At 39.3% G+C, this 22,532-nt stretch carries 18 protein-coding genes and 1 riboswitch; of the genes, 12 read left to right on the forward strand and 6 right to left on the reverse strand.

The genetic code is table 11. The annotated features are described in order from the left end of the window. Positions 1-57 precede the first annotated feature (57 nt). Positions 58-747, forward strand: coding sequence for a type 1 glutamine amidotransferase domain-containing protein (locus I2484_RS07845; RefSeq protein ID WP_207150493.1), 690 nt, complete (start codon positions 58-60; stop codon positions 745-747). 184 nt (positions 748-931) lie between these two features. Here the strand turns inward: I2484_RS07845 and pgeF are convergent, their stop codons facing one another. Continuing rightward, positions 932-1,714, reverse strand: a complete 783-nt coding sequence (gene pgeF, locus I2484_RS07850) for a peptidoglycan editing factor PgeF (RefSeq protein ID WP_207150494.1) — start codon at positions 1,712-1,714, stop codon at positions 932-934. Between the two features lie 519 nt (positions 1,715-2,233). On the opposite strand from pgeF, the gene I2484_RS07855 reads away from it, so the two are divergent. Beyond that, positions 2,234-5,458 (forward strand): DEAD/DEAH box helicase, encoded by a 3,225-nt coding sequence (locus tag I2484_RS07855; protein ID WP_207150495.1) that lies wholly within the window; start codon positions 2,234-2,236, stop codon positions 5,456-5,458. A gap of 263 nt (positions 5,459-5,721) precedes the next feature. Here I2484_RS07855 and I2484_RS07860 read toward each other — a convergent pair whose 3' ends face one another. The 4 genes from I2484_RS07860 to I2484_RS07875 all read right to left on the reverse strand — a co-directional run bounded on the left by I2484_RS07860 (position 5,722) and on the right by I2484_RS07875 (position 8,816). Beyond that, positions 5,722-6,576, reverse strand: a complete 855-nt coding sequence (locus I2484_RS07860) for an SDR family oxidoreductase (protein WP_207150496.1) — start codon at positions 6,574-6,576, stop codon at positions 5,722-5,724. Position 6,577: 1 nt separating this feature from the next. Then, positions 6,578-7,600: a polysaccharide biosynthesis protein gene (locus I2484_RS07865; RefSeq protein WP_207150497.1), complete on the reverse strand. Its 1,023-nt coding sequence runs from the start codon at positions 7,598-7,600 to the stop codon at positions 6,578-6,580. 64 nt (positions 7,601-7,664) lie between these two features. Continuing rightward, positions 7,665-8,264 carry a glycosyltransferase family 2 protein gene (locus I2484_RS07870; RefSeq protein WP_207150498.1) on the reverse strand — a complete coding sequence of 200 codons (600 nt, stop codon included), beginning with the start codon at positions 8,262-8,264 and terminating at the stop codon, positions 7,665-7,667. Between the two features lie 402 nt (positions 8,265-8,666). Further along, complete coding sequence (locus tag I2484_RS07875; RefSeq protein ID WP_186671365.1) at positions 8,667-8,816, reverse strand: hypothetical protein; 150 nt, start codon at positions 8,814-8,816, stop codon at positions 8,667-8,669. Positions 8,817-9,066: 250 nt separating this feature from the next. Here I2484_RS07875 and I2484_RS07880 point away from each other — a divergent pair, with 250 nt between their 5' ends. Both I2484_RS07880 and I2484_RS07885 read left to right on the forward strand, forming a co-directional pair. After that, positions 9,067-10,035, forward strand: coding sequence for an alpha/beta hydrolase (locus tag I2484_RS07880; RefSeq protein ID WP_207150499.1), 969 nt, complete (start codon positions 9,067-9,069; stop codon positions 10,033-10,035). Positions 10,036-10,452: 417 nt separating this feature from the next. After that, positions 10,453-11,358, forward strand: a complete 906-nt coding sequence (locus tag I2484_RS07885; RefSeq protein ID WP_207150500.1) for a polysaccharide deacetylase family protein — start codon at positions 10,453-10,455, stop codon at positions 11,356-11,358. Between the two features lie 100 nt (positions 11,359-11,458). On the opposite strand, the gene I2484_RS07890 is transcribed toward I2484_RS07885, so the two are convergent. Next, the gene (locus I2484_RS07890) at positions 11,459-12,265 is read right to left on the reverse strand and encodes a YitT family protein (protein WP_207150501.1); all 807 of its coding nucleotides are present in this window, start codon (positions 12,263-12,265) and stop codon (positions 11,459-11,461) included. Between the two features lie 584 nt (positions 12,266-12,849). Between I2484_RS07890 and I2484_RS07895 the strand changes: the two genes are divergently transcribed. The 8 genes from I2484_RS07895 (at position 12,850) to I2484_RS07930 (ending at position 22,071) form a co-directional block, all read left to right on the forward strand. Continuing rightward, on the forward strand, positions 12,850-13,419 hold the full coding sequence (locus tag I2484_RS07895; RefSeq protein WP_207150502.1) for a VanZ family protein: 570 nt from the start codon (positions 12,850-12,852) through the stop codon (positions 13,417-13,419). A 121-nt stretch (positions 13,420-13,540) separates the two neighbouring features. Continuing rightward, complete coding sequence (locus I2484_RS07900; RefSeq protein ID WP_207150503.1) at positions 13,541-14,659, forward strand: plasmid pRiA4b ORF-3 family protein; 1,119 nt, start codon at positions 13,541-13,543, stop codon at positions 14,657-14,659. 217 nt (positions 14,660-14,876) lie between these two features. Beyond that, positions 14,877-15,791 carry an HPr(Ser) kinase/phosphatase gene (gene hprK, locus I2484_RS07905; RefSeq protein ID WP_207150504.1) on the forward strand — a complete coding sequence of 305 codons (915 nt, stop codon included), beginning with the start codon at positions 14,877-14,879 and terminating at the stop codon, positions 15,789-15,791. Positions 15,792-16,495: 704 nt separating this feature from the next. Then, a complete protein-coding gene (locus tag I2484_RS07910; protein WP_207150505.1) occupies positions 16,496-17,677 on the forward strand; it encodes a ParM/StbA family protein in 1,182 nt (393 codons plus the stop codon). 11 nt (positions 17,678-17,688) lie between these two features. Further along, positions 17,689-18,228: a hypothetical protein gene (locus I2484_RS07915; protein ID WP_207150506.1), complete on the forward strand. Its 540-nt coding sequence runs from the start codon at positions 17,689-17,691 to the stop codon at positions 18,226-18,228. Positions 18,229-18,467: 239 nt separating this feature from the next. Then, the gene (locus I2484_RS07920) at positions 18,468-19,742 is read left to right on the forward strand and encodes a sensor histidine kinase (protein WP_207150507.1); all 1,275 of its coding nucleotides are present in this window, start codon (positions 18,468-18,470) and stop codon (positions 19,740-19,742) included. Between the two features lie 2 nt (positions 19,743-19,744). Beyond that, positions 19,745-20,629: a response regulator gene (locus I2484_RS07925; RefSeq protein WP_207150586.1), complete on the forward strand. Its 885-nt coding sequence runs from the start codon at positions 19,745-19,747 to the stop codon at positions 20,627-20,629. Positions 20,630-20,796: 167 nt separating this feature from the next. After that, positions 20,797-22,071: a cation:dicarboxylate symporter family transporter gene (locus tag I2484_RS07930; RefSeq protein WP_207150508.1), complete on the forward strand. Its 1,275-nt coding sequence runs from the start codon at positions 20,797-20,799 to the stop codon at positions 22,069-22,071. Between the two features lie 342 nt (positions 22,072-22,413). Then, positions 22,414-22,519: riboswitch (TPP riboswitch) on the forward strand. The last annotated feature ends 13 nt before the right edge of the window (positions 22,520-22,532 follow it).

Raw genomic sequence — 22,532 nt, forward strand, 5'->3', positions numbered from 1 at the left:
TTAAAGTATGGTTTAACCTTTAAGGTTAATACTATCAAACAAAAAGGAGCATGCATAATGAAAAACATTTTAGTAGTCGTAACTAATATATCTAAATATCCAAATCAGGAACGTGCAACAGGATTATGGTTGGGAGAAGCTGTTCACTTTGCAGACGAGATGGAAAAAGAGGGATATAAAATTGATTACGTTAGCCCTAAAGGTGGATATACACCGATTGATCCACACAGCTTGCAACCAGATCAAATGACTGAATTAGATTGGAAATATTATTCAAACAGTGACTTTTTAAATAAACTAAGTGCTACTTTATCGGCAGATGATGTTGATCCTGAAGATTATGATGCCATTTATTATACAGGTGGGCACGGTGTAATGTGGGATTTCCCTAATGATGAAAAGTTACAAAGCATCGCTAGTACAATATATGAAAACGGCGGTATCGTTTCGGCCGTTTGTCATGGTGCTGCTGGCATATTAAACATTAAAAATGCGGCAGGTAACTATTTAATTGCCGACAAAAAGGTTGCAGGCTTTGCGAATACTGAAGAGATTGCACTAGGCTTAGATAAAACAGTTCCATTTTTAACAGAAGACGAACTTGTCAACAGAGGAGCCAATTACGTGAAAGGCGAAGACTGGGCAGCGTTCGCTGTAGCTGATGACCGCGTTGTCACAGGACAAAACCCAGCATCAGGTGGTGCAGTTGCCAAAGGTGTATTAAAATTATTGAACTCAGCACGATAATATAACACTTGAGCTTCTCTAAAAAAGCACTTTCTTGATCAATGATTGATCAAGAAAGTGCTTTTTTATTTTGCTTTGGAAACGGCGCTAAAATACTTCGGTTTGAAGAAAACTAGTGCAGAAGATCAATTAAAGGTGCCTTATACAGTTCAAGGCTTTTATGTGGAAATGAGATAACTTCAGTCTACAGCCCAAGCATTTGATCAATGCCCTTTTTTACAACAAAACTCAAATGCCTTCCACACTGACTATGCTCCCGATAAGAAAAACCAGCAGGATCTACATGCGTACATGTCCGGTCAATCTTAATTCGCTCAGCCGGAATCCCTGCCAACTCACATTGCTTCCTTACAGTGAGCTGATTATCAATGTGATACTTGTGAGTGTCGTCTTTGTAATACATAAATTCATCCGCGTAGCCAAGAGCTTTGAATTTCAAATAGACATCTTCATCGACTTCAAATTTTTCCTGGCTTAGCGCTGCACCAATCTGAACGTGGAAGTCACTCGGATTACAGTGTTCGACTTGTGTTAAATGTTCGAAAAGTTGCGTTGTGATTTCTTTGACCGTGCCTTGCCATCCGGAATGGATCACGCCGATGAGGCCGTTCACTTCATTGTGGAAAATCACAGGAACACAGTCGGCCGTGAAGCTGCATAATACGAGATTCGGCTCATAGGTATAAAGGGCGTCTGTGTCCGCAATGGCCGTGTCCATTCCCTCGGCACCTCGTCCTTTGTCGTCGAGCGTCACGCGATGGAAATTAGAGCTGTGTGTTTGAGTGGCACAAACGAAGTCACTCAGCTCGAGTTGTAAGGAAGCGGCTAATCTTTTGCGATTTTCGATTATATTATCGGTTTTTTTGCAGGCATGAAGCGCCATGTTGTTATGTTCAAGTTGGGCTCCATCTTTCATGGTCATCCCTGCTATAAATTTGTTATTGTTTACGTAAATCTTTGTTTTCATATCATCACCTAGCTTTACTATACCTTACTATCTATTCAAAAAAAATCATGGCTTTTGATAATGTTGATGAAGAAATTCATGAGTTTTAAGTTACCGCTTACCACTATAGACTAGGCACTATAAGTTTATATTTAGAATTCAATTGAAACTTTAATAATCTCCATGTACGACGAATGATTCTAGCGAAGAAGCGGTATTGGAAAATGCTCCCTAGTATTAAGCGCAAAAAAACAACTTGCTTCCATTTTGTTAAGTACCGAGTATCTAGTTGCAAGAATGTGGAAATATGGTCAACCATTAAAGGATAAAATTGTCCTTCAAATGAAGGTCTGTTTACCTTGCACTATCTGGTTATTTTTAAAGGTGAATCTCAGTTAAATCACCTATATGGGTGACAGGTTCTCATTTAACTCCAAGCTGTTCCAGACTCCTACATTACCGAAAGCTTGTTTGGTATACTCAAGGTACTATTGCAAGAACCGAGCACCAGGTATCCGACACAAGGAGGGAGGCAGACATATGAATATAAAATTAAACCGAGAGTTAATTAAAGAAATGTGCGGTACAGTCTCCTTCAAAAGAGGTGAAGCTTTTTATCGTGCTAATAAAGTAACAGTTGAAAATTATGGTCCGAATGCTTGTGAAGCAACGGTTGCGGGAATGGAAGATTTCCATGTCACCATTAAAAGGGATGAAAAAGGTGGTTTAGTCACGAAATGTAGCTGTCCCGCGCTAGCTTCCTTTCAAATGGATTGTCAGCATATTGCGGCCGTTTTACTGTCGATTTATGAACTTAAGCGTCAGGGGAAAGTCCTCAATAGTTCAAGTGAATTCCAGTCTGAGTCATTAAAAAATCAAGAACTAACGGAAGGCTTACTGACACTTTTCAATGCCCAACCTAAACGTTCAAGCGGTCATCAGCTTCACTTTGAAAACAGGCAAGTGCTTGATGCGGAGCTTACGTGCAAACCCGTTACCCTAGGAGAGGGACGGCATATGTTTGGAATACAGGTGAAGATTGGTCCGACTAATGTGCGGAATATCAGGGACTTTCTGAAGCATGTGGAAGACGGACATACTAGCTTACTTTCTAACTCATTCACGTTCGACCCAAGTCTTCATTGCTTTCAAAAAGAAACAAATGTGTTGATCCAGCAGCTTATTCAGGTAATCCATGATGAAGATGTGTATGTTGACGAATTTATTGGGAAATCAAATTATGCCGACGATCATCAAATAGTACTGATTCCTTCATCTTCTTGGGACAGGCTATTACCTATACTTGAGAGAGCACCATCTATTAAATTGGAATATGGCGGGAATGTGTATGCCGGTCTACATGTATCGAAAGAACCGCTTTCTTTACAGTTTGACTTTGCTGAAGCTGAGGACAAGGGCTATCAACTGAAGATCAAAGGGTTGAATCGAATGGTTGTGCTGAATTCTTACAGCTCTGTCTTATCTGAAGGGAAACTAATCCAGTTGGAAAGTGAGGATTGCAAACGTCTCTCGGACCTAAAGGAGTTGCTTGATGGTTCAGGAACGAATCGAATCTCGATTCCTCAGGAGCAGGTTAGTTTTTTCCTGGAAAAAGTGGTGCCTGGTCTGAAGAAACTAGGCAATGTACACCTATCGGATAGTATGTATAAGCAACTTGTTAAGACACCGCTACTTGCTAAAGTATACTTGGATCGTGTGAAAAACCGTTTGCTCGTCGGGTTAGAGTTTCATTATGAGAATACTATGATTAACCCATTAGAACCTACTCAGAAAGTCCTGACAAGTTCCACCTTCGTCAGAGATATGGAGAAGGAAGAAGAAATCTTGCAGTTATTGGAAAAAAGCTTGTTTTCCAAGACGGACGGCGGTTATTTTTTACACAATGAAGAATTGGAGTATGAGTTTTTGTATAATGTCGTTCCGAAGCTTAAAACGTTTGCGCAAATATATGCAACTACGGCTGTGAAAAATCGGATATTTAGAGGGAAAGCTCATCCGAAGATTAGTGTAAAGATGAAAAAAGAGAGGACCAATTGGCTAGAATTCAAATTTGAGCTCGATGGCATTCCCGAAAAGCACATACGTGAAGTTCTATTGGCTCTAGAAGAAAAACGGAAGTACTATCGATTGGGGAACGGATCATTACTCTCATTGGAAACTAAAGAGTTTGAAGAAATGAACCGCTTCTTGAATGCACTTCCGGAACAGAATGAGGAATTGGAAAGTGGTTTAAAATTACCATTCGCTCAAGGTCTTCGGCTTCTTGATTCAGTCGATGATCGTGATGTATTCACATTGGAGAAATCGTTCCTGCAATTTTTGGAGAACATCCACAATCCAGACAGTTTGGAGTTTGAAGTACCAAAAAGTTTGAATCCACTATTACGGGACTACCAAAAAGATGGCTATAAGTGGATGAAAACACTGGCTCATTACGGATTCGGTGGGATTCTTGCAGATGATATGGGGCTGGGTAAAACAGTGCAAAGCATTACGTTTATTCTATCTGAGCTTCCTAACATCCGTAAAAAGAAACTCCCTGTTCTAATTGTCTGCCCATCATCTTTGACGTATAACTGGCTAAGTGAATTCATGAAGTTTTCACCAGATATACAAGCTGTTGTGATTGATGGTAATAAGTCAGAGCGGACTAATTTACAGAAGGATGTAATGGATATGGACGTTCTAATTACCTCTTACCCGTTGTTGCGAAGTGACATACTGTGGTACGAAAAACAGTTCTTTCATACCGTTTATTTTGATGAGGCACAGGCATTTAAAAATCCCTTGACACAAACAGCAAAAGCAGCACGCAAGATACAGGCAGATAACCGTTTCGCCCTAACTGGTACACCGATAGAGAATTCATTAGAAGAACTATGGTCCATTTTTCGGGTTGTCTTTCCTGAATTATTTCAAGGTCTTAAGGAATTCAGTAATCTCCCAAGGAAAACAATCGCCCGAAGGATTCGTCCATTTTTGCTTCGTAGGTTGAAAAAGGATGTACTTCCGGAGCTTCCTGGAAAAATGGAGTTGCTGGAATCGGTGGAGTTGCTGCCTGATCAGAAGAAGCTATATGCTGCCTTTTTAGCTAAGCTGAGGCACGATACACTGAAACATCTCGACAAGGATACACTCCGGAAAAATCGCATCAAAATACTAGCTGGTCTGACTCGATTAAGACAGATTTGCTGTCACCCAGCTTTGTTTGTGGACGGCTATAAAGGGAGTTCAGGGAAATTTGAACAGCTCATGCAGATTATAGAGGAATCAAAGCTTTCGGGAAGAAGGGTGTTGATTTTTTCCCAATTTACGAAAATGCTTGGACTTATAGGGAGAGAGTTAACGGTTCGAGGACTGCCTTATTTCTACCTTGATGGACATACCCCATCAGAGAAACGAGTGGAAATGTGTAATCGATTCAATGTAGGGGAACGTAATTTATTTCTCATTTCCTTGAAAGCAGGCGGGACTGGCCTCAATTTGACCGGTGCAGATACCGTTATTCTATATGACATCTGGTGGAATCCAGCGGTTGAGGAGCAAGCGGCGGACCGTGCGCATCGTATTGGCCAGACAAATGTTGTACAAGTTATCAAGCTTGTCGCACGCGGTACAATCGAAGAAAAAATAAATGAATTGCAAGAAAGAAAAAGACATCTAATTGAAGAAATTATCGATTCTGAGGAGAAAGCGTCATCTACTTTTACTGAAGAAGACATTCGGGAAATATTGATGATATAAAGCAGGTTAGGAATACGTTGAACTGGATGGTTGCGAGGTGAAAAATAATAGCCGCGAACACGTTTATTACTAATTAAAAAGGTATCTGGTTGTGAAACGATGCTAAATCGCTTCATAACCAGATACCTTTGTTTATGGCCACTATATTTTTACCTTAAATGAAACCAAGAGCGGGTTAGTGCTCTGTGTCTAGCTTTGAGATTTCCCGGGTACGTATTAATTATAACCTTATACTTCCGTTATCTGAAAAACTTGGTCAACAGTTACAAAAAATAGTGTGGGTATAAATTCTTGTGTGCCCAAATCCATTGTTTCATCTCTAAGATCATATCTTCATAACTTGGTACTTTAAATGAAAAATCCTGTCGGTTATTTATCAATGTTTTATCAGCATTGACGGAATCACTAGGCAAAATCGTTAACTCATCCGCTTTAAAATTCGCATTGAATTGATTTAATAAATCAAACTTACTAATACTCTGATTATTAACAAGGTGATATAACCCCGTTATATCTTCGGTTGCGGCCTTTTCCATAGCCTTTGCTAAAGTTAAAGTAGTGACTCCAGTCCAGATGGCTCCTGTAAATCCATTAATGGTTCCTTGTTGTTTCATAAACCAATCAAATAAGCCAATTCCATTCGTTTTCATATCTGGACCAATAATTGAATTTCTGAAGGTTAAATTTTTGTTATCATTAATTTCACCCAAAGCTTTTGTTCTATCATAAAAAGTTTCTCCATCACGAATACTTTCTTCAGAATAGGGTCCTGATTTACCTGAGAAAACACAATCTGTACTCATATGAATTAATTTAGTTTTGGTATTTTTTAATTTATCGGCTATAAAGTGTGGGAAGTAACTATTTAGAAAGACAGCTTTTGACGGTACTAACTCACACGCTTCGTTTAAAACACCAATGCAGTTGATAACTACATCATAGTTTTCTTTTAATAGAATTGAATTCAACAAAAAACCATCCAGAATATCCCCATTAATGTTCTTGCAATAAGGAAATGCTGTTCTCGAATAGGTAGTAACTTCATGCCCCTTCTCACTTAAAAATAATGAGATGGTGTGGCCTGCCATTCCAGTTGCCCCAAGAACTAGGAATTTCATGTTATCCTCCATTCCATTTACGCAGTTCGTCTTTAACGAAATTTAGGTTTAACAACTTTTCTTTTATTTCTTCTACTGAAAGGATTTTTGTATTATTCGAGTTATATTCATCAGTTAACGTAATTTTAGGAGAACCTTCTTCAAGGTATTTCCCATAATTTAGATCCCGGTTATCAGCAGGAATTCTATAAAAATCTCCCATATCAATTGCTTTGGCTGCTTCTTCTTTCGTAAGGAGTACCTCGTAAATTTTTTCTCCGTGACGAGTACCAATGACTTTAATTTCATTTTTTGCATTAAATAATTCAATCAGTGCTTGTGCTAAATCTTTTATATAAGAAGCGGGTGATTTTTGAACCACGATGTCGCCATTCGCTGCATTTTCAAAGGCATATAACACCAATTCGACTGCTTCATCCAGGCTCATTATAAAACGAGTCATTTTGGGATCAGTAACCGTTATCGGCTTTCCGTTCTTAATTTGTTCTATGAACAATGGTATAACCGATCCACGAGATGCCATCACGTTACCGTAGCGAGTTCCACAAATTAAGGTGTTGTCTGGAGAAATCATTCTAGATTTTGCTATGAATGTTTTCTCCATCATCGCTTTTGAAATCCCCATTGCATTTACGGGGTATGCTGCTTTATCTGTAGAAAGACAAATTATTTTTTTTACACCCGCGTTTATCGCTGCAGTTAATACATTTTCTGTTCCGAGGATGTTTGTTTTTACGGCTTCTAGGGGGAAAAATTCGCAAGAGGGAACTTGTTTAAGGGCGGCTGCATGAAAAACGAAGTCTACATTGTACATAGCGTTATTTAAACTACTACTATCACGTACATCTCCAATGAAAAACTTGATTTTATTATTCTGATATAAAATGCGCATATCATCTTGTTTTTTTTCATCTCTTGAAAATATCCTAATTTCCTTGATATCAGTAGTTAAGAATCTTTCTAATACAGCGTTACCGAATGAACCAGTACCACCTGTTATGAGTAATATTTTATCTTTAAACATATAGTTATAGGTCAACTCCTTTCATTGGAGAGACTGTTCCAGAAATAGTACGACGTCCATTTCATTATTTCAGCCCTCTAAGATGCAAATCAGATTCGGAAGTATCTCTAGGGAAGTTATACCAATAGGCAAATAGTCCGGTATATTTGCATTTGGGGTTGTTATCCATTAGTACTCTATTAAAATCCCAATCTCCGGCAAAGTCTTTTCTTGTTGTGAATACTGCATCACCTATAAAACTTCTTCGAATGATCTTAAATTGTCCACACCACGTGTACGCATCTTCTTCGCTTTTCACAAATTGTAGTCCGTGTTTCGTTAACATATTGTAGTAATAAATATCATATTCACCGTCCACTTGTGCTAATACATCCCGAATCGGAGGTAAATATTGATCATCGCTATCAATGATTGCTACATAATCTCCCGTTGCTTCAGCAATACATCGATTATATGAATCACTAGCACCTCTATTTTCTTCGTTCGTTACTATTTTTAATTGTGGACAAGTTTTTTTATACTCTGTAAGTATTTCTGCTGTTTTATCAGTGGAACCATCGTCGCAAACAATAATTTCATAAGCATAGTTTTTTGGAATACTATCCAACATTGTCTTAATCCATTCTTCACTATTGTAAGCTGGAGTTAGAAAACTAATTTTCATTCAAAGGCCTCATTTCTTTATTGATTAATTTATTAATACAGGGGTAGTAGAAAGCGTGCATCAACTACCGTAACATTTTCCAATTGGCGCAACCCGCGACGAGTTATTGTTCATATCTTGTAAAAAAGAGATCTCATATCTTATGCTTATCAAAAATACGTCTGTCCTCGATTAATATATGCGTGTGATTGTTAAAACCTTAGGCCGATGTGTTTTCTGTAGGTAGAAATCGATTATCTATGAGGGTGAGTAGCTGAGTTAAAACGTTTAAGTAAAAGTATTCAAAACAAATCCCCCTAGCCAGATGCTCATCTGATTAGGGGGATTTAGGTTAGATGCGATAAGTAGAATTCAGTACATCAGTTAACAGTTCTCTAGGGGGGAAACTGACAGGCACTGTTTTCAACGCTTTCTTTTGTTTTTCTTACCATCTAAGTTTAGAAACTCGCTTTCGCTTGCAAACTCAACATCGTTTTTTGGCTTCGTATCGTATTTCAGGGCATTTTTCTGTTTACCTTTATCCTTATTTTTATTTTTATTTTCCACTGACATGACTTGAACCTCCTTTTGTAGAATGATTTGATCCTTTCTATTGTGTCCAATGAGCATTTTTTTATGTAGGAGGATGAATATAGGTACCGTTATTTCTTGCGTAGGCACGAATCACTTAATTGGCGTGGCGGACATTCAGAAACCTTTTGGTAATTCATGTAATCGCGACGATTTCTTTCATTATCCTGAGTTTTTCTACTATACTATTTATAGGCATCATGAATGCTAACAGACAGAACAGTAAAGGGGAATGAGTAACATTCGAATCAATTGGAAGAAGCTACTTATTCTTTTTGCTATTGTCTTCTTGGTGATCCAAATCGTCGGCAGCTTCTTTTTTTATGAGCTAGCAGTCAAGCGGGGGCCGAAAGATTTCTTGCAGAAGAATACAGATTTAGAAGTGTCGGATAAGGCAATGGACCTATTTTTGAATGGTGATTGGATAGATTGGGTCGCTGCTCAAACGTTTGAAAAGCTTACGTTAACGTCACGCGACGGGCTGAAACTGTCAGGTTACTATTTGCCAGCGTCCAAGCCAACAGATAAATTGGTCATTTTAACGCATGGCTATTTAGGAAACGCGAAGCAAATGGGGCTATTTGGTCAGCATTATCATAGCGATTTGGACTACAACATTTTCATGCCTGATGCACGGGGACATGGAAAGAGCGAAGGGAATTATTATGGGTTTGGCTGGCCTGATCGGCTCGATTTGATCGATTGGACACAACTATTGGTGAAGAAGCTTGGGCCTGATACGCAAGTGGCCTACCATGGTTTATCGATGGGGGCAGCGACCGTCTTGATGGCTAGCGGGGAAGAGGAACTACCTCGCGAGGTCAAGGCTATTATAGCGGATAGTCCGTATGAATCCGTCTATCAATTATTCGCGTATCAAATGAATCGAATGTTTTATTTGCCGGCATTTCCGTTGTTAGACAGCACCAGCGTGTTAACGAAAATCAGGGCAGGGTATTCATTCAGGGAAGCGAGTGCACTGAAAGAAGTGAAGAAGACGACTGTCCCGATCCTATATATTCATGGGGAGAGCGATACATTTGTCCCAACGGAGTTGACAAAGAATTTGTATCAGCATACGGCAAGTGATGCAGAACTCTTGATTGTTCCGAATGCGAATCACGGTGAATCCATTGCGTTGGACGAAGACAAATACAAAATGACAGTCGATCAATTTCTAAATCGTTATCTATTAAATTAAAAAAGGTGCCTGGTTCTAAAACAATTCTAAATTGTTATAGAATCAGGCACCTTTTTCATCAGCTCTTTAACATCCTCCATATACCTCATCCCAAATAGTATCGTCAATTATCAAAACGAAGATCAATTCTTCCTGCCATGACACTCATCGTATATTTTCAAAATAAACCGTTCCTTTTACTTTGGGGAACTATTAATTAGTCTTTGTACATATTGCATCCAGCAACTTTCTCCGAATATTTTGATGTAGTTCTTCATATCTATAACAACGTTACCTATTTCGTTACTAAAAACTGCAAAGCTTCATTTTGCAGGCACTATATGTTGTAACGAAAATTCACTCCTCATGTACAAACAGTTGCGCAGGTCCATCGTAGCTGAATTAATAACAATATAACGATGGAATGAGGAAGGACTAGTGAAAAAGACATGTTCCTATATTTTCCTATTAACCTTACTGATTGCAGCAGTCCTTACCGGCGAGAATCATGTATATAGTAGTTCGGTGAGTCATAGAAATAACACAAAGTATATTCCGGTTTTGATGTATCATTCATTCGATGAAAATCCTGAATTTGCAGGAATTAATACTACTCCAAAAGTTTTCAGGGAGCATCTGACACTGCTAAAGAAAAACGGCTATACGGCCATTACGAATAGGCAGATGGAATTATATCAAAAAGGCTATATACTGTTGCCCGAGAAAAGTTTCATGATAACAATTGACGATGGCTTTGTGAGTGTTTATAACGCCGCTTACCCCATCCTAAAAGAGTTAGGTATGAAAGCTACGTTATTTGTAATAACGAGTCATATTGAATCGGGTGAGAGATTTGGCGTTCAAATGGCTAGTTGGGGGCAATTAAAGGAAATGAGCGATTCCGGTTATGTGGAAATCGGCAATCATACACATGACTTTCATTGGAGAGGCAACAATAATCAGAAGGGCTATGAGGCAATGATAACGAATTCTACTCAAGATGGTGAGGAAATAACATCCAAACAAAGGGAATATATGATTATTATGGACTTAAAGATTGCTCATGAATTGATTTTGAAGAATGTAGGAACTGCGCCTATTGCCTTCTCATACCCATATGGAGCCCATGATAAGGTAGCTGAGAGAGCTGTCAAGAAAGCAGGGTATACAGTTAATCATACGATCATAGAGGATGTGAACTATTCGAATGAGGGTTCCGAGTATATTAAAAGATATGGCATTAATAATGAAGTTTCATCAAAGAGACTATTAAATAAGATGAGAGTTAGTGGTAAGAGAAAGCCTGTGCAAACGCAATTCAGTAACTACACTGCAATTATCTAATCATGAAATAGGAATCCATTATATGAAGGCTCATAAAATAGGTACCTCGTCTAAAATAACATGAAGTTATTTTGAACGAGGTACCTATTTTTACGTTCTACTAGTTAACCGAAAACTTGCCGTCTACCTCAACTGTCTCATAAATATTAATAAACGCGTCTTCATCATGCTTTCGGACAATATTTTTAACATGCAACGTTTCGTATCGTGTAACAACCATCATTAAAATGTCTTTCTTCTCCCGTGTATAGCCGCCGTAGCCCTCTGTAATCGTAATACCACGATAGATGGACTCCAATAACTCATCGCGAATGATATCGCCTTTTGTCGATACAATCTGCATCGTCAATTTGACGTGGTCCGTGAAGATTGTATCGATCATTTTACCTGTGATATAAATCGATAACAGGGTATACAAAGCGATTTCCCAGTCGAAGACAAATCCTGAAAGTAGCACAATTATGCCATTCATCCCCGTAAGGAGAAGGCCGATACTGAAAGAACTTGTACGGGAAACGATAATCGCAATAATATCCAAACCGCCAGAAGTACCCGAGTATTTAAGGATAAGACCAACGCCCATACCACCAATGCCCCCACCGAAAACCGTAGACAACAGAATGTTGTCTGTAACGGGAGCGACTGGTATCAAATATAAGAATGCCGAAAGCGAAACGACGCAAACCAGTGTGTTGATGGTGATTGTTTTTCCGAGTTTGTAGTAGCCTAAAACAATCAAAGGCAAGTTAAGCACTAGATTCAATAGACCGGTATTAAAGGGGCTGATTAGCCCGAGTAAAATTGCGATTCCGCTAATACCACTACTTAAAATCCCGAAAGGAACGAGAAAGCAGTTAAAAGCAAATGCAATAATGAGAGAGCCTAAGACGACAATTAAATTTTTCATAACTAGTAAATCCCCTTCCGGCTTTGGTAAATTAAAAAACCCGACCCTGAAAAAGGGACGAGTTTGTGCTCGCAATACCCATAACTCAGCAATTTTCAAAAAACGGCTTTCAGTCAACATATTCTCATATGTGCTCCAGATAACGGTGGAAAACCGTCGAAGATTACTAACTTTTCGGCTTTGTATTTCAAAGATGACTTTCTGATAAGGATTGTTCGTCGACTTCAGCAAGTGTCAACTCTCTAGAGAACAGGGTTCTTTTCCTACCATTTCTCGTCACAGACTTTAATTGTTAGATGTTAATTTAGCAGAGAAAAATGAAGATGTCAATATATACCTTCAATTCCAACTATTAATTGAATATGCTTTCAATTCAATTTAGGGGGATATACTGGCGACTTTAAATTAATAAATAGAATTCTAAGGAGATAGTCATCAGCTGATAAGTAGGAAAAGTCCAAGTTCATTTGGTACAATTTGAATATCTGCAAATTTGAATGGGTAAGTTTAGGGTAAGCTGGTACTAACACAACTTCGTATTGTGGAAGAATCAGCATATCCTGCTCTGAAAGTAGGAGATTAGCATGGGCATAAATATTATTACTTTGATTGGTTTAACAGGTCTACTAATTTACATAATAGTTGATTTTGTAAAAAGAAGATTCAGTAGTATGTTAAGGCGACTCGTTTTTTATAGTTTCATTTTCTATCTGATTACTGTAATTACACTTACAACAGGGCGGATTATTATACCTCCAATTGCAGATGGCTCGCTACGTATGCAATTAATCCCTTTTTATTTTTTATGGGATCTGCTTAATTTTGATGTAGGCGATTGGTTCTTTTGGAATTCAGTAAAATTGTCTTTTAATAATTTGATTATGTTGTTTCCTTTAGGCGTATATTTATCGCTACTATTTAATATTAAAGGAATGAAAAAGGCGGCTTTTTTAATCTTCTTATCAAGTTTATCTATTGAAAGTAGTCAACTCATCTTCAGCAGTGTGGGTTTTCTATGGGGACGAACATTCAATGTGGATGATTTATTGTTAAATACTTTAGGGGGTGTGCTAGGCTTTATGGTTTTCGAATTCATGAAGAAAATGTTTACCTCCAGGTCCATTGATGGAAATGGGAAATCAAAAAACTTCTAGGTAGCAAACAATAACTTACTATTGAATGAAGCCGTTTTTTTAGTAGGTGTACTTTGGTTTTATTATAAATAATCACCAAAATTTCAGGGCCAGTCCCCGAAAAGAAGAGGAGTGTTCAATTATGTTAATACGCTGTACGAAAAAAATGTTAGTTGAACTCAAAGTCGAAGCTGAATCAGTTGCGGAGGTAGATCCATTTTTCTCTTGGCACGCGAATATAATCATAGTTAATCGCAGGAAAGTGGTTGTACTTATGAACGATCATAATCGTTATGCTGTTGTGCTGTACGGGCTAAAAGCAAAAGAATTTACAAGATTTAACGAGATTGCCTTGCAAGGAATCCGCGAAGCTTTCCAGGGCGAGGGGATAAAGGACGAGGTAATTAAGCAGTATTTACTGCACTCCAAGGAAGTTTCCATTACGAAGACAAAGGACCGGACTTCTGTGGCAAGGATGAACAAGGCTTGTGAAAATGTCTACTTTTATGATGAGTTATGGGATAGTGATTCTATTTTTCAGCCGGAAATGGGTATCAGGATTAGCCGTATTTTAGTCGGGGACGGAAAGAACAGTTATTTACTCCCGCATGAAGAGTTGTATAAGGATCTCAAACTTTTTGCTGGTCAACCAATTTTTGAAACGAAAGCAGCAGTTCTGAAAGTTACACTTAGGCTTGAAAATCATCAAGTGTGGCGGCGACTAGTGGTTCCTATAAACAAAACGTTTAACGAGTTGCATCGAATTCTGCAGACAGCTTTTGGATGGCAGGATTACCACCTTCATGATTTTACTATTTATGATAAGGCGGTTACTCCGAAAGAGCTCGTCGCAGTAGGACTTAATAACGAAGTCCAGAAACCAATCATCAACCTTGTTTGTGATCAGGAGGCTTTTTCCTATCCAGGTAAAGTGGATAGGAAGCTTGAAAAAGACGTGAAGCTATCGGAATATATCCCTGCCTACGACAAGCTGACGTATAGTTATGATTTCGGTGATGACTGGCAACATGATATCGAACTAGAAAGCATTATAGAGAACTATGATGCCAACCATTCTGTTTGCTTGGAGGGCGAAGGGAGCACACCACCAGAAGATGTAGGTGGCGAGCATGGATATGAACAATTCCTCAAAGTTCTTACTAATCCCGACCACCCAGAATATGAGCATATGGTGACGTGGGGCCGGATGCAGCAGTATAGGGATTTTTCTATTACTAGTGTTAATTTACAGTTGAAGTGATTATAAGGGAATAAGTTTCCGACTCCAACTAGCGTTGGGGGTAGCCGAAGCCGTAAGACTGATAGTGAAGCGGATTTGAAAGGGTTATTTTATATCAATTTATATAGTAGTGTGAAATCCTATTTGGACACAAAATTGTAGGACCTATTGGCAGCACATTAAGTGTAGGATTAAGGAAAGATGTCGATTTATGTTGACCGAAGAATAGGGGACCGTCATGAAAAACATTACGATTGAAGAAATTAGTAATACGTTTTCATTGGAAGTGTTAAGCGGGCACGACCAATTGCATCGAATTATAAAAAAATCCAAAGTGCGCCGTCCGGGATTAGAGTTTATGGATAAATTTGATTTCATTGCAACGGAACATGTTCAGATACTTGGTAAAAACGAAGTTAATTATCTTCATACGCTGACGTTTGAGGAGTGCAAGCTACGGATTGCAAATATTGTTCAATACGCTCCTCCTTGTATCATTATTACATCCCAACAGGAGGAGCCACTGGGACTGATCCAATACTGTACGGAAGAGAAGATACCGGTGCTACGTACTCGTGATTCCACGAGTGAACTGAGCGCGAAATTGGATGCGTATGTTGTGAAAGCAATGGCTCCAGAAATTGCAATACACGGTGTTTGTGTCAATGTATCGGGGATGGGTATTCTACTGCGCGGCAAGTCTGGTGTAGGGAAAAGTGAGACCGCTCATACATTGATTGGTCGGGGACATCGGCTGGTAGCGGATGATGTCGTGGTGTTGAAAAAGCTTAGCCCACAAACCTTGCTCGGCACGCACGACGAAAACAGCAAAGAATTTCTTGCTTTACGTAGTATCGGCTTGTTAAACGTGGTGCGCCTTTATGGAAGAGCTGCTTTCCAGGATGAAACGAGGATTGCGTTGGACATCGAATTGACCAAGTGGAAGGAAAATGACTTGAATAATGAGTTGGAACAGGAAACAAAGTTTGTGGAATACATGGACGTTCAGATTCCACATATCCAAATCCAACTTCAACCGGGTCGTGATATCGCAGGCTTGATCGAAGCCGCGGCGAATAACTGGTATTTAAAGCAGCAGGGTTATAGTGCAGTAGAGGAATTCATGAAACGAATTGAATCGGATACTCCTTAGTAATGAGTAGTGCGATTTGGGAAATGAATCACAATTGCATAAAGGGTGAAAAAGAGTAGATGTGCAATTTAAACTGTCTACTCTTTTTCGCTTTGTCTTGTTCGGGTACTTATCATTAGTCTACCTATCACTAGACGCGCCTGGATTACCAGTGTGCGACTTAAGTCGATCCGTACAGATTGATATTGTTCATCTCGTAGAGGTATGTTAGAGAGAGTGCTGAGAAGTCGGAATTGCTTGGCGACCAGCTAAAATGCCACCGATGAGAGTGGAAACAGATCCACTAGCAATATTTGGATACAGAATTTTTAGACTAGGGGGATAACATATACTGAATGTCATCTATAAAAAACGTTTGATTGAATGGAAAGTGAGTTCTGCTTCGCCTTATAGTTGGAGAGGGGAGGGGGAAAAGAGCTTACATCGAACTTTAATAAATGATCATAGCAACTCCGTTTTTTTGAAGTATACATTAATAGTCACGTTGTACACATTAGTGTACACGTTTGTAAACATTAACGTGTACAAGTATACAAACTAGTACACAACCAGTGTTTATATAGGTACACATTAATGTTTACAAGTTTACGGATGAGTACACAATATTACATTTGTGTGTTAAGTAGTTGAATAGGATTGACCTGCAAACAAAGTTCCAGTACCATTTCAATAGAAAGCCAGAATAATTGGGGAGGATGATTTTTATGACAGAAACTCGCATTGCAGCAATAGACGTAGGAAATGATTCATTGAAAGCCATTTTCGGTAAGTTGGAAGCAGAACTAAATATACCGAATGTAATTGCACAAGATGTTGCAGATCGTCCGATTATCGGAATTGAAGAACTCGACAACCAAGAGCCTACTGAAGGCATTCATATTCGTTTGCACTCCCCAACACTAAAAGATAACAACGCTATTTATCGTGTTGGGAATCTTGCTACGAAAAGTGGTAATTCAACTGAACTAGATCCAGGTAGCAACAAGTCTGAGGAAGACCAGACCTTGGTAATGTTGTTCGCGGCACTTGCGTTAGATGCAGCTCGTGACGAGAATAAAGGTATTTTCAAGCGTAATAATAATGTAATCGAAGCTACGTATACACTAGGAACAGGACTTCCACTTAGGGAAGTAAAGGAAGGGAAAGACGTTGGTTATCGATCCCAGTTGCTTAGCTCTGTTCACCAAGTAGAGTTTTTAGTTACACCTAAATATCAAGGTATAAAAGTAAATATTAAATTTGATGAAGTAAAGGTTTATCCGGAAGGATTTGCTGCATTTATCAACCTTGTAATGGATAATAATTTAAATATCATTAATAAAGAACTAATCGATAAACAAATCTTGATACAAGACATCGGTGGGTTATCAACGGATGTTGCGGTCATTAGAAACCGTAAAGTTGATGATGATAAGGCACAAGGCTTCAACTTAGGTGTTTCAGAGTCTCTTGATGCTATTCGGGAAGAAATTTATGCTAGACATGGTGTAGAGTTGGACAGCCGTCTAGACGTTGTGGATATTATTACGAAGAAAAACAACCGTAATCACATCATGGTAAAAGGAAGCCGGACAAGCGTGCATGACATTGTAGACCGGATTCTATTGGAATTAGCGAAAAAGCAATACCGTCATTTACGGAATGTGTGGGCAAGAAACTCACAATCTGAGATCTGCTATTTCATCGGCGGGGGCTCTATTGTCCTGAAAGATTACCTTAAAACACTAAATAATAGCTTAGATGGCTTCAATATTGATTTCTTTGAAGATGAAAAAGAAAGCGTTTGGATGATGGCCAATGCCTACTACAAATTGATTTCAGACTTTGCAAGAAAAAGCCAGAAAGCAAAATACAAAGAAGAAGAAAAATTAGTTAAAACAAAGTAAGGTGATCATTCATGAGTGAGACAGGATTGAAGAGGGGTCAGCCCATTACGTTTCGTCTGCCGTCAGACACATCTGACCACACATTAAGGCAACTGCAAAAGTTGAAAGAAGTCGAAAGAAGAAACTTTTCCAGTAAAATTGCGGAGTTCGTGATAGACGGTGTGAATGATTCTCTAATAAAGCATAAAGAGGTCATCGTAATTCCTTTACCAAAAGGACTGACAAAAGCGCAACGTGATTGGTTGAAACATGAACATTCCGAGGCGCTTTTGGGGAGTATCGTGTATCAACTGATGGCTGATCCGAACCGTACGGCTGCACTCTTTGCATCACTGAATAGCAATGCGATAAACGTAGATGATGCTTTATATCTTCAGGAAGAAACGAGCGCCGACGTAGAACTGGAGATAGAAGATCACTTAATAAATACTGATATTGATGATGATTTGGATAACTTTGATTGGGAACAGTTAAAAGGACCAGAAAACACGCTTGTCGAAGAAGAGGAAGAAGACCCTTTAGGTGAATTTCTTGCTCAGATGAATAAGTAATAGTGAGTGCCTGCATAATAAACCTCCGTGAATGTTTAAATTTTCACGATGGTTTGTTGTGCAGGCGTTTTTTGTAATGGTTTTTCCAGTCACTAAAATACAAGTACGTAGGGTATTTTTGAATTTGGATAGTGCTTATCGCAAGTCGTGATATAATTTCAATTAAAGGTAGTTATTATCGCATAGTGTAAGGTTCTTTTACACGCGTCACTATACATAATTTTAAATGGGAGAGTATCATGTTAAAAAAAGTCTGCAATCAAAAATTAATTAGGTCGAATGGAGCCGCATTGGTTTTGACGGCAGTATTGACGGCGGTTGTTGGTGAATTTAAAGTGATTCCATTTAGCGGAGAGGTTTTTCGTTTTGGGATGGGAAGTATTGTTTACTTTCTGTTGATTCTTATTCGACCGCCTGCGTTTCCTATCTTAACGGGACTCGTAACAGGAATAACAGTTGTTTGTTTTCGTCTATTCATTGACATGACGCTCGTAGAGTTTAATTTATTGGCAAGTTTGCACAATCACTTGCCTACATTCCTATTTTACTTTCTGTTTGCACTTGGGGTAAGTATCATCAATATAGAGACGTACAAAACGCTACCGTTACTGTTAGGGGCTTGGGTGGCACTATTCGATTTTATAGGTAACAGCGCCGAGTTCTTGATTCGCGACTTGCTGTTACATCGCGGAGGCTTAAATGCAGGGGACTTAGCATTGGTCAGCGGGGTGGCTTTATTCCGCAGTTACTTTGTTGTGGGGCTGTATAGCTCCATTACAATATCGGAACAAAAGAAGCGCATGCAAGAAATGCTTGGTGTCGGTTCTGAATTATATGCGGAAACGCTCTATTTGCAGAAATCGATGAATCATATTGAACAAATTACGGCATCAAGCCATGATCTTTATCGTAAGCTGAAAAAGGGGAACCTTCAGGCGTTAAGTGTACAAGCGTTAGCCATAGCGCAAGAAATCCATGAAGTGAAGAAGGATTCACAGCGTATTTTGTCGGGGCTTTCCAAAATTACGTACGTAAAAAGGAATGATGTGTTCTTACTTACCGAACTGCTTGGATTTGTTGTGACAGCAAATGAAAAATATAGTGAGTTGTTAAAGAGGACGATTACTTTCCGGTTGTCGGCGGCTGTCGATTTTGAAACGGACCAACATATCCCACTACTTGCGTTGTTAAATAATCTTACCGCCAACGCTGTTGAATCCATTGCGGATATGGGGGAAATTGATTTTGAAATTCACAAGGATGGGGAAATCATTTGTTTCAAGATAAAGGATACCGGCAAAGGCATTCCGAAAGAGGATGTTCCAATCATTTTTGAACCGGGCTATACAACGAAGTTTAACGACCGTGGTGTTGCCGCAACGGGAATCGGTTTATCTCATGTACAGGAAATCCTTCAGACGTTGGAAGGACAAATTCAAATCGAAACTCTGGAAAAAGGAACGATTTTTTATGTTTGGATTCCGATTCATAACATTCGAAAGAGAGTTGAATAACGCTGCGCTATTTTATAATTGATGATGACATGGCAAGTCGAAGAATGTTGGAGAAAGTCATAATGGAGGGGGATCTAGGCATAGTAATTGGCGATGCCGAAAGTGGGATGAAGGCTCTTTCGCCCGTCCTTTCATTGCAACCTGATATTGTTTTGGTCGATTTGTTAATGCCGGAGCTGGATGGAATTGAAACGATGGAGCAGTTGAAAAAGCAAGGTTACCAAGGGCAATTCATAATGATTTCTCAAGTCGTCAATAAAGAAATGGTCGGAGAAGCATATGAAAAAGGGGTAGAGTTTTTTATACATAAGCCAATTAACCGCGTGGAAGTGCAAAGTATCTTAAGGAAGACCGCAGAGAAATTACGGTTGAAAAATTCGTTGATTGCAATCCGCGAATCATTGGCACATATTGGGCCGGCTGTTAAAACGACGAAGCAGCGAAATGTGAAAGAAATCGTTTTATCCATATTGAACGACATGGGGATTATTGGGGAAGCGGGTAGCGACGATATTGTCACGATGATTGAAATCCTAATGAGCCAGCGAGATCGGGGTAGCCAATTGCCACCATTAAAAGGGCTATATGAAGCGGTTGCAAGCAAGATGAACAATGTTGACGTAGCAAAAGAAAGCAAAGCTATTGAGCAACGGATTCGCAGAACGATTCTTGCTGCCGTTAATAATTTGGCTTCTTTAGGGGCAGTGGATTACACGACACTGGAGTTTGAGTATTATGCACCTCGTTATTTCGACTTTCAAGAAATACGCAATCGAATGAAACAGATTCAAGAAGACTGTCATGAGCCCGTAAAAGTGAAAATAAATACTAAAAAATTTATACAAGTATTATACCTTGAAGCAGTTGATAAACTTGGTCAGTCTTGATCGGGGAAATATGATTAATTGTCTATATGAAATTAAAGTTTTTTAAAGATACTGAATAATTAAATGTCGGATTTCGTCGGATTTGATAAGTTGCCCATAGTATATTCTATAAACCTACTTCCGAAGTTGTGGAAGCGGTTTCATTGGGTATAAGGGGTGAGTTATTGATGAAGAAGAAGTTTAAATTTACTTTAGCCTATCAAATTCTTGCAGGATTAATTTTAGGGATTGCTGTGGGTGGCATTTTTTACGGGAATCCGGCGGTGGAAACCTATTTGCAACCACTTGGTACAATCTTCATTAGCATGATTAAAATGATTGTGGTTCCAATTATCGTTTCTACATTAATTATTGGCGTTGCTGGGACTGGGGATATCAAGCAGTTAGGTAAACTCGGCGGGAAAACATTGATCTATTTTGAAGTTGTTACGACGATTGCGATACTTGTCGGTTTGTTGGCAGCTAACATATTCCAACCAGGTACGGGCATCGACATGTCTGCGCTTACGAAAACGGATATATCGAAGCATGTTGAAACGACTGAATCGATGGTGGATAACGGTCTCATTGACATCATTGTCAATATTGTTCCGACGAATATTATTCAATCCTTGGGTGAGGGGGATATGTTGGCGATCATTTTCTTCTCCGTTTTGTTTGGTTTAGGAGTTGCTGCGATCGGTGACAGAGGAAAACCGGTGCTGGCATTTTTCCAAGGAACTGCGGATGCCATGTTTTGGGTCACGAACTTGGTTATGAAATTTGCGCCCATTGGAGTATTTGGTTTAATCGGTGTAACGGTTTCGAAATTTGGATTGCAATCATTGATCCCACTTGGGAAACTGGCGCTACTTGTCTATGCGACGATGATATTCTTTATTATTGTTGTATTGGGTATCATTGCAAAGATGGTGGGTACGAGTATTTTCCGTCTTATGAAAGTGCTGAAAGACGAACTGCTTTTGGCGTTTACGACAGCTAGTTCAGAAACGGTGTTGCCTAGAATTATGGAGAAAATGGAGAAGTTCGGTTGTCCGAAAGATATCGTCTCATTTGTTATTCCGACGGGATATTCATTTAACTTGGATGGTTCAACGTTGTACCAGGCGTTGGCGGCAATTTTCATCGCTCAGATGTATGGGATTGAATTGAGTATTACGGAACAAATTACATTAGTGTTGGTCTTAATGGTGACGTCAAAAGGAATGGCGGGTGTGCCGGGCGCTTCGTTCGTTGTTTTATTAGCGACTTTGGGAACTGTCGGTATACCACTCGAAGGCCTGGCGTTTATTGCAGGAATTGATCGCATTCTAGATATGGCACGAACGGTTGTCAACGTTATCGGCAATTCGCTGGCGACTGTTGTGATGTCGAAGTGGGAAGGTCGTTTTGACCCTGAGAAAGAGGATACGTACTTCGCTGCTACTGAGAAATTGGCATAAGGCTATGTTTAACTTATAAGATAGACAAAAAGTGGGCAGCTTCTCTACCCTTATCGGTTTGGTGAAACTGCCTTTTGGGGTAAATGTTAACTCGATGTAAGACTCCTAATAATGACCACTGCGATAATAACGAGTGTCCCGAAAAGACTGAACCACATGGATTTGTCGGGATTATTCGGCCTGCTGTCTGCTCTGTGCATAGGTTTGACCTTCTTTCGGTTTATGTATTCACCTATACTCTTCCCGAGCCTGGGATAGAATAAACTATTTAGCAGAAATAGACCAATCATTCCCACGTCTCTACATCAACTATGTTACACTTGCTACAAAGCTGAATAGTTTAACAACCACTAGGGGAGCCTTTTTTAGGCTGAGACGTGCATGAATGCGCGGACCCTTGGAACCTGATCCGGATTATACCGGCGTAGGAAAGTGGGTACGCCTTTTACGAATAGTTAAAT

It is taken from the genome of Sporosarcina sp. E16_8 (assembly GCF_017347095.1).
Classification (GTDB): Bacteria; Bacillota; Bacilli; order Bacillales_A; family Planococcaceae; genus Sporosarcina.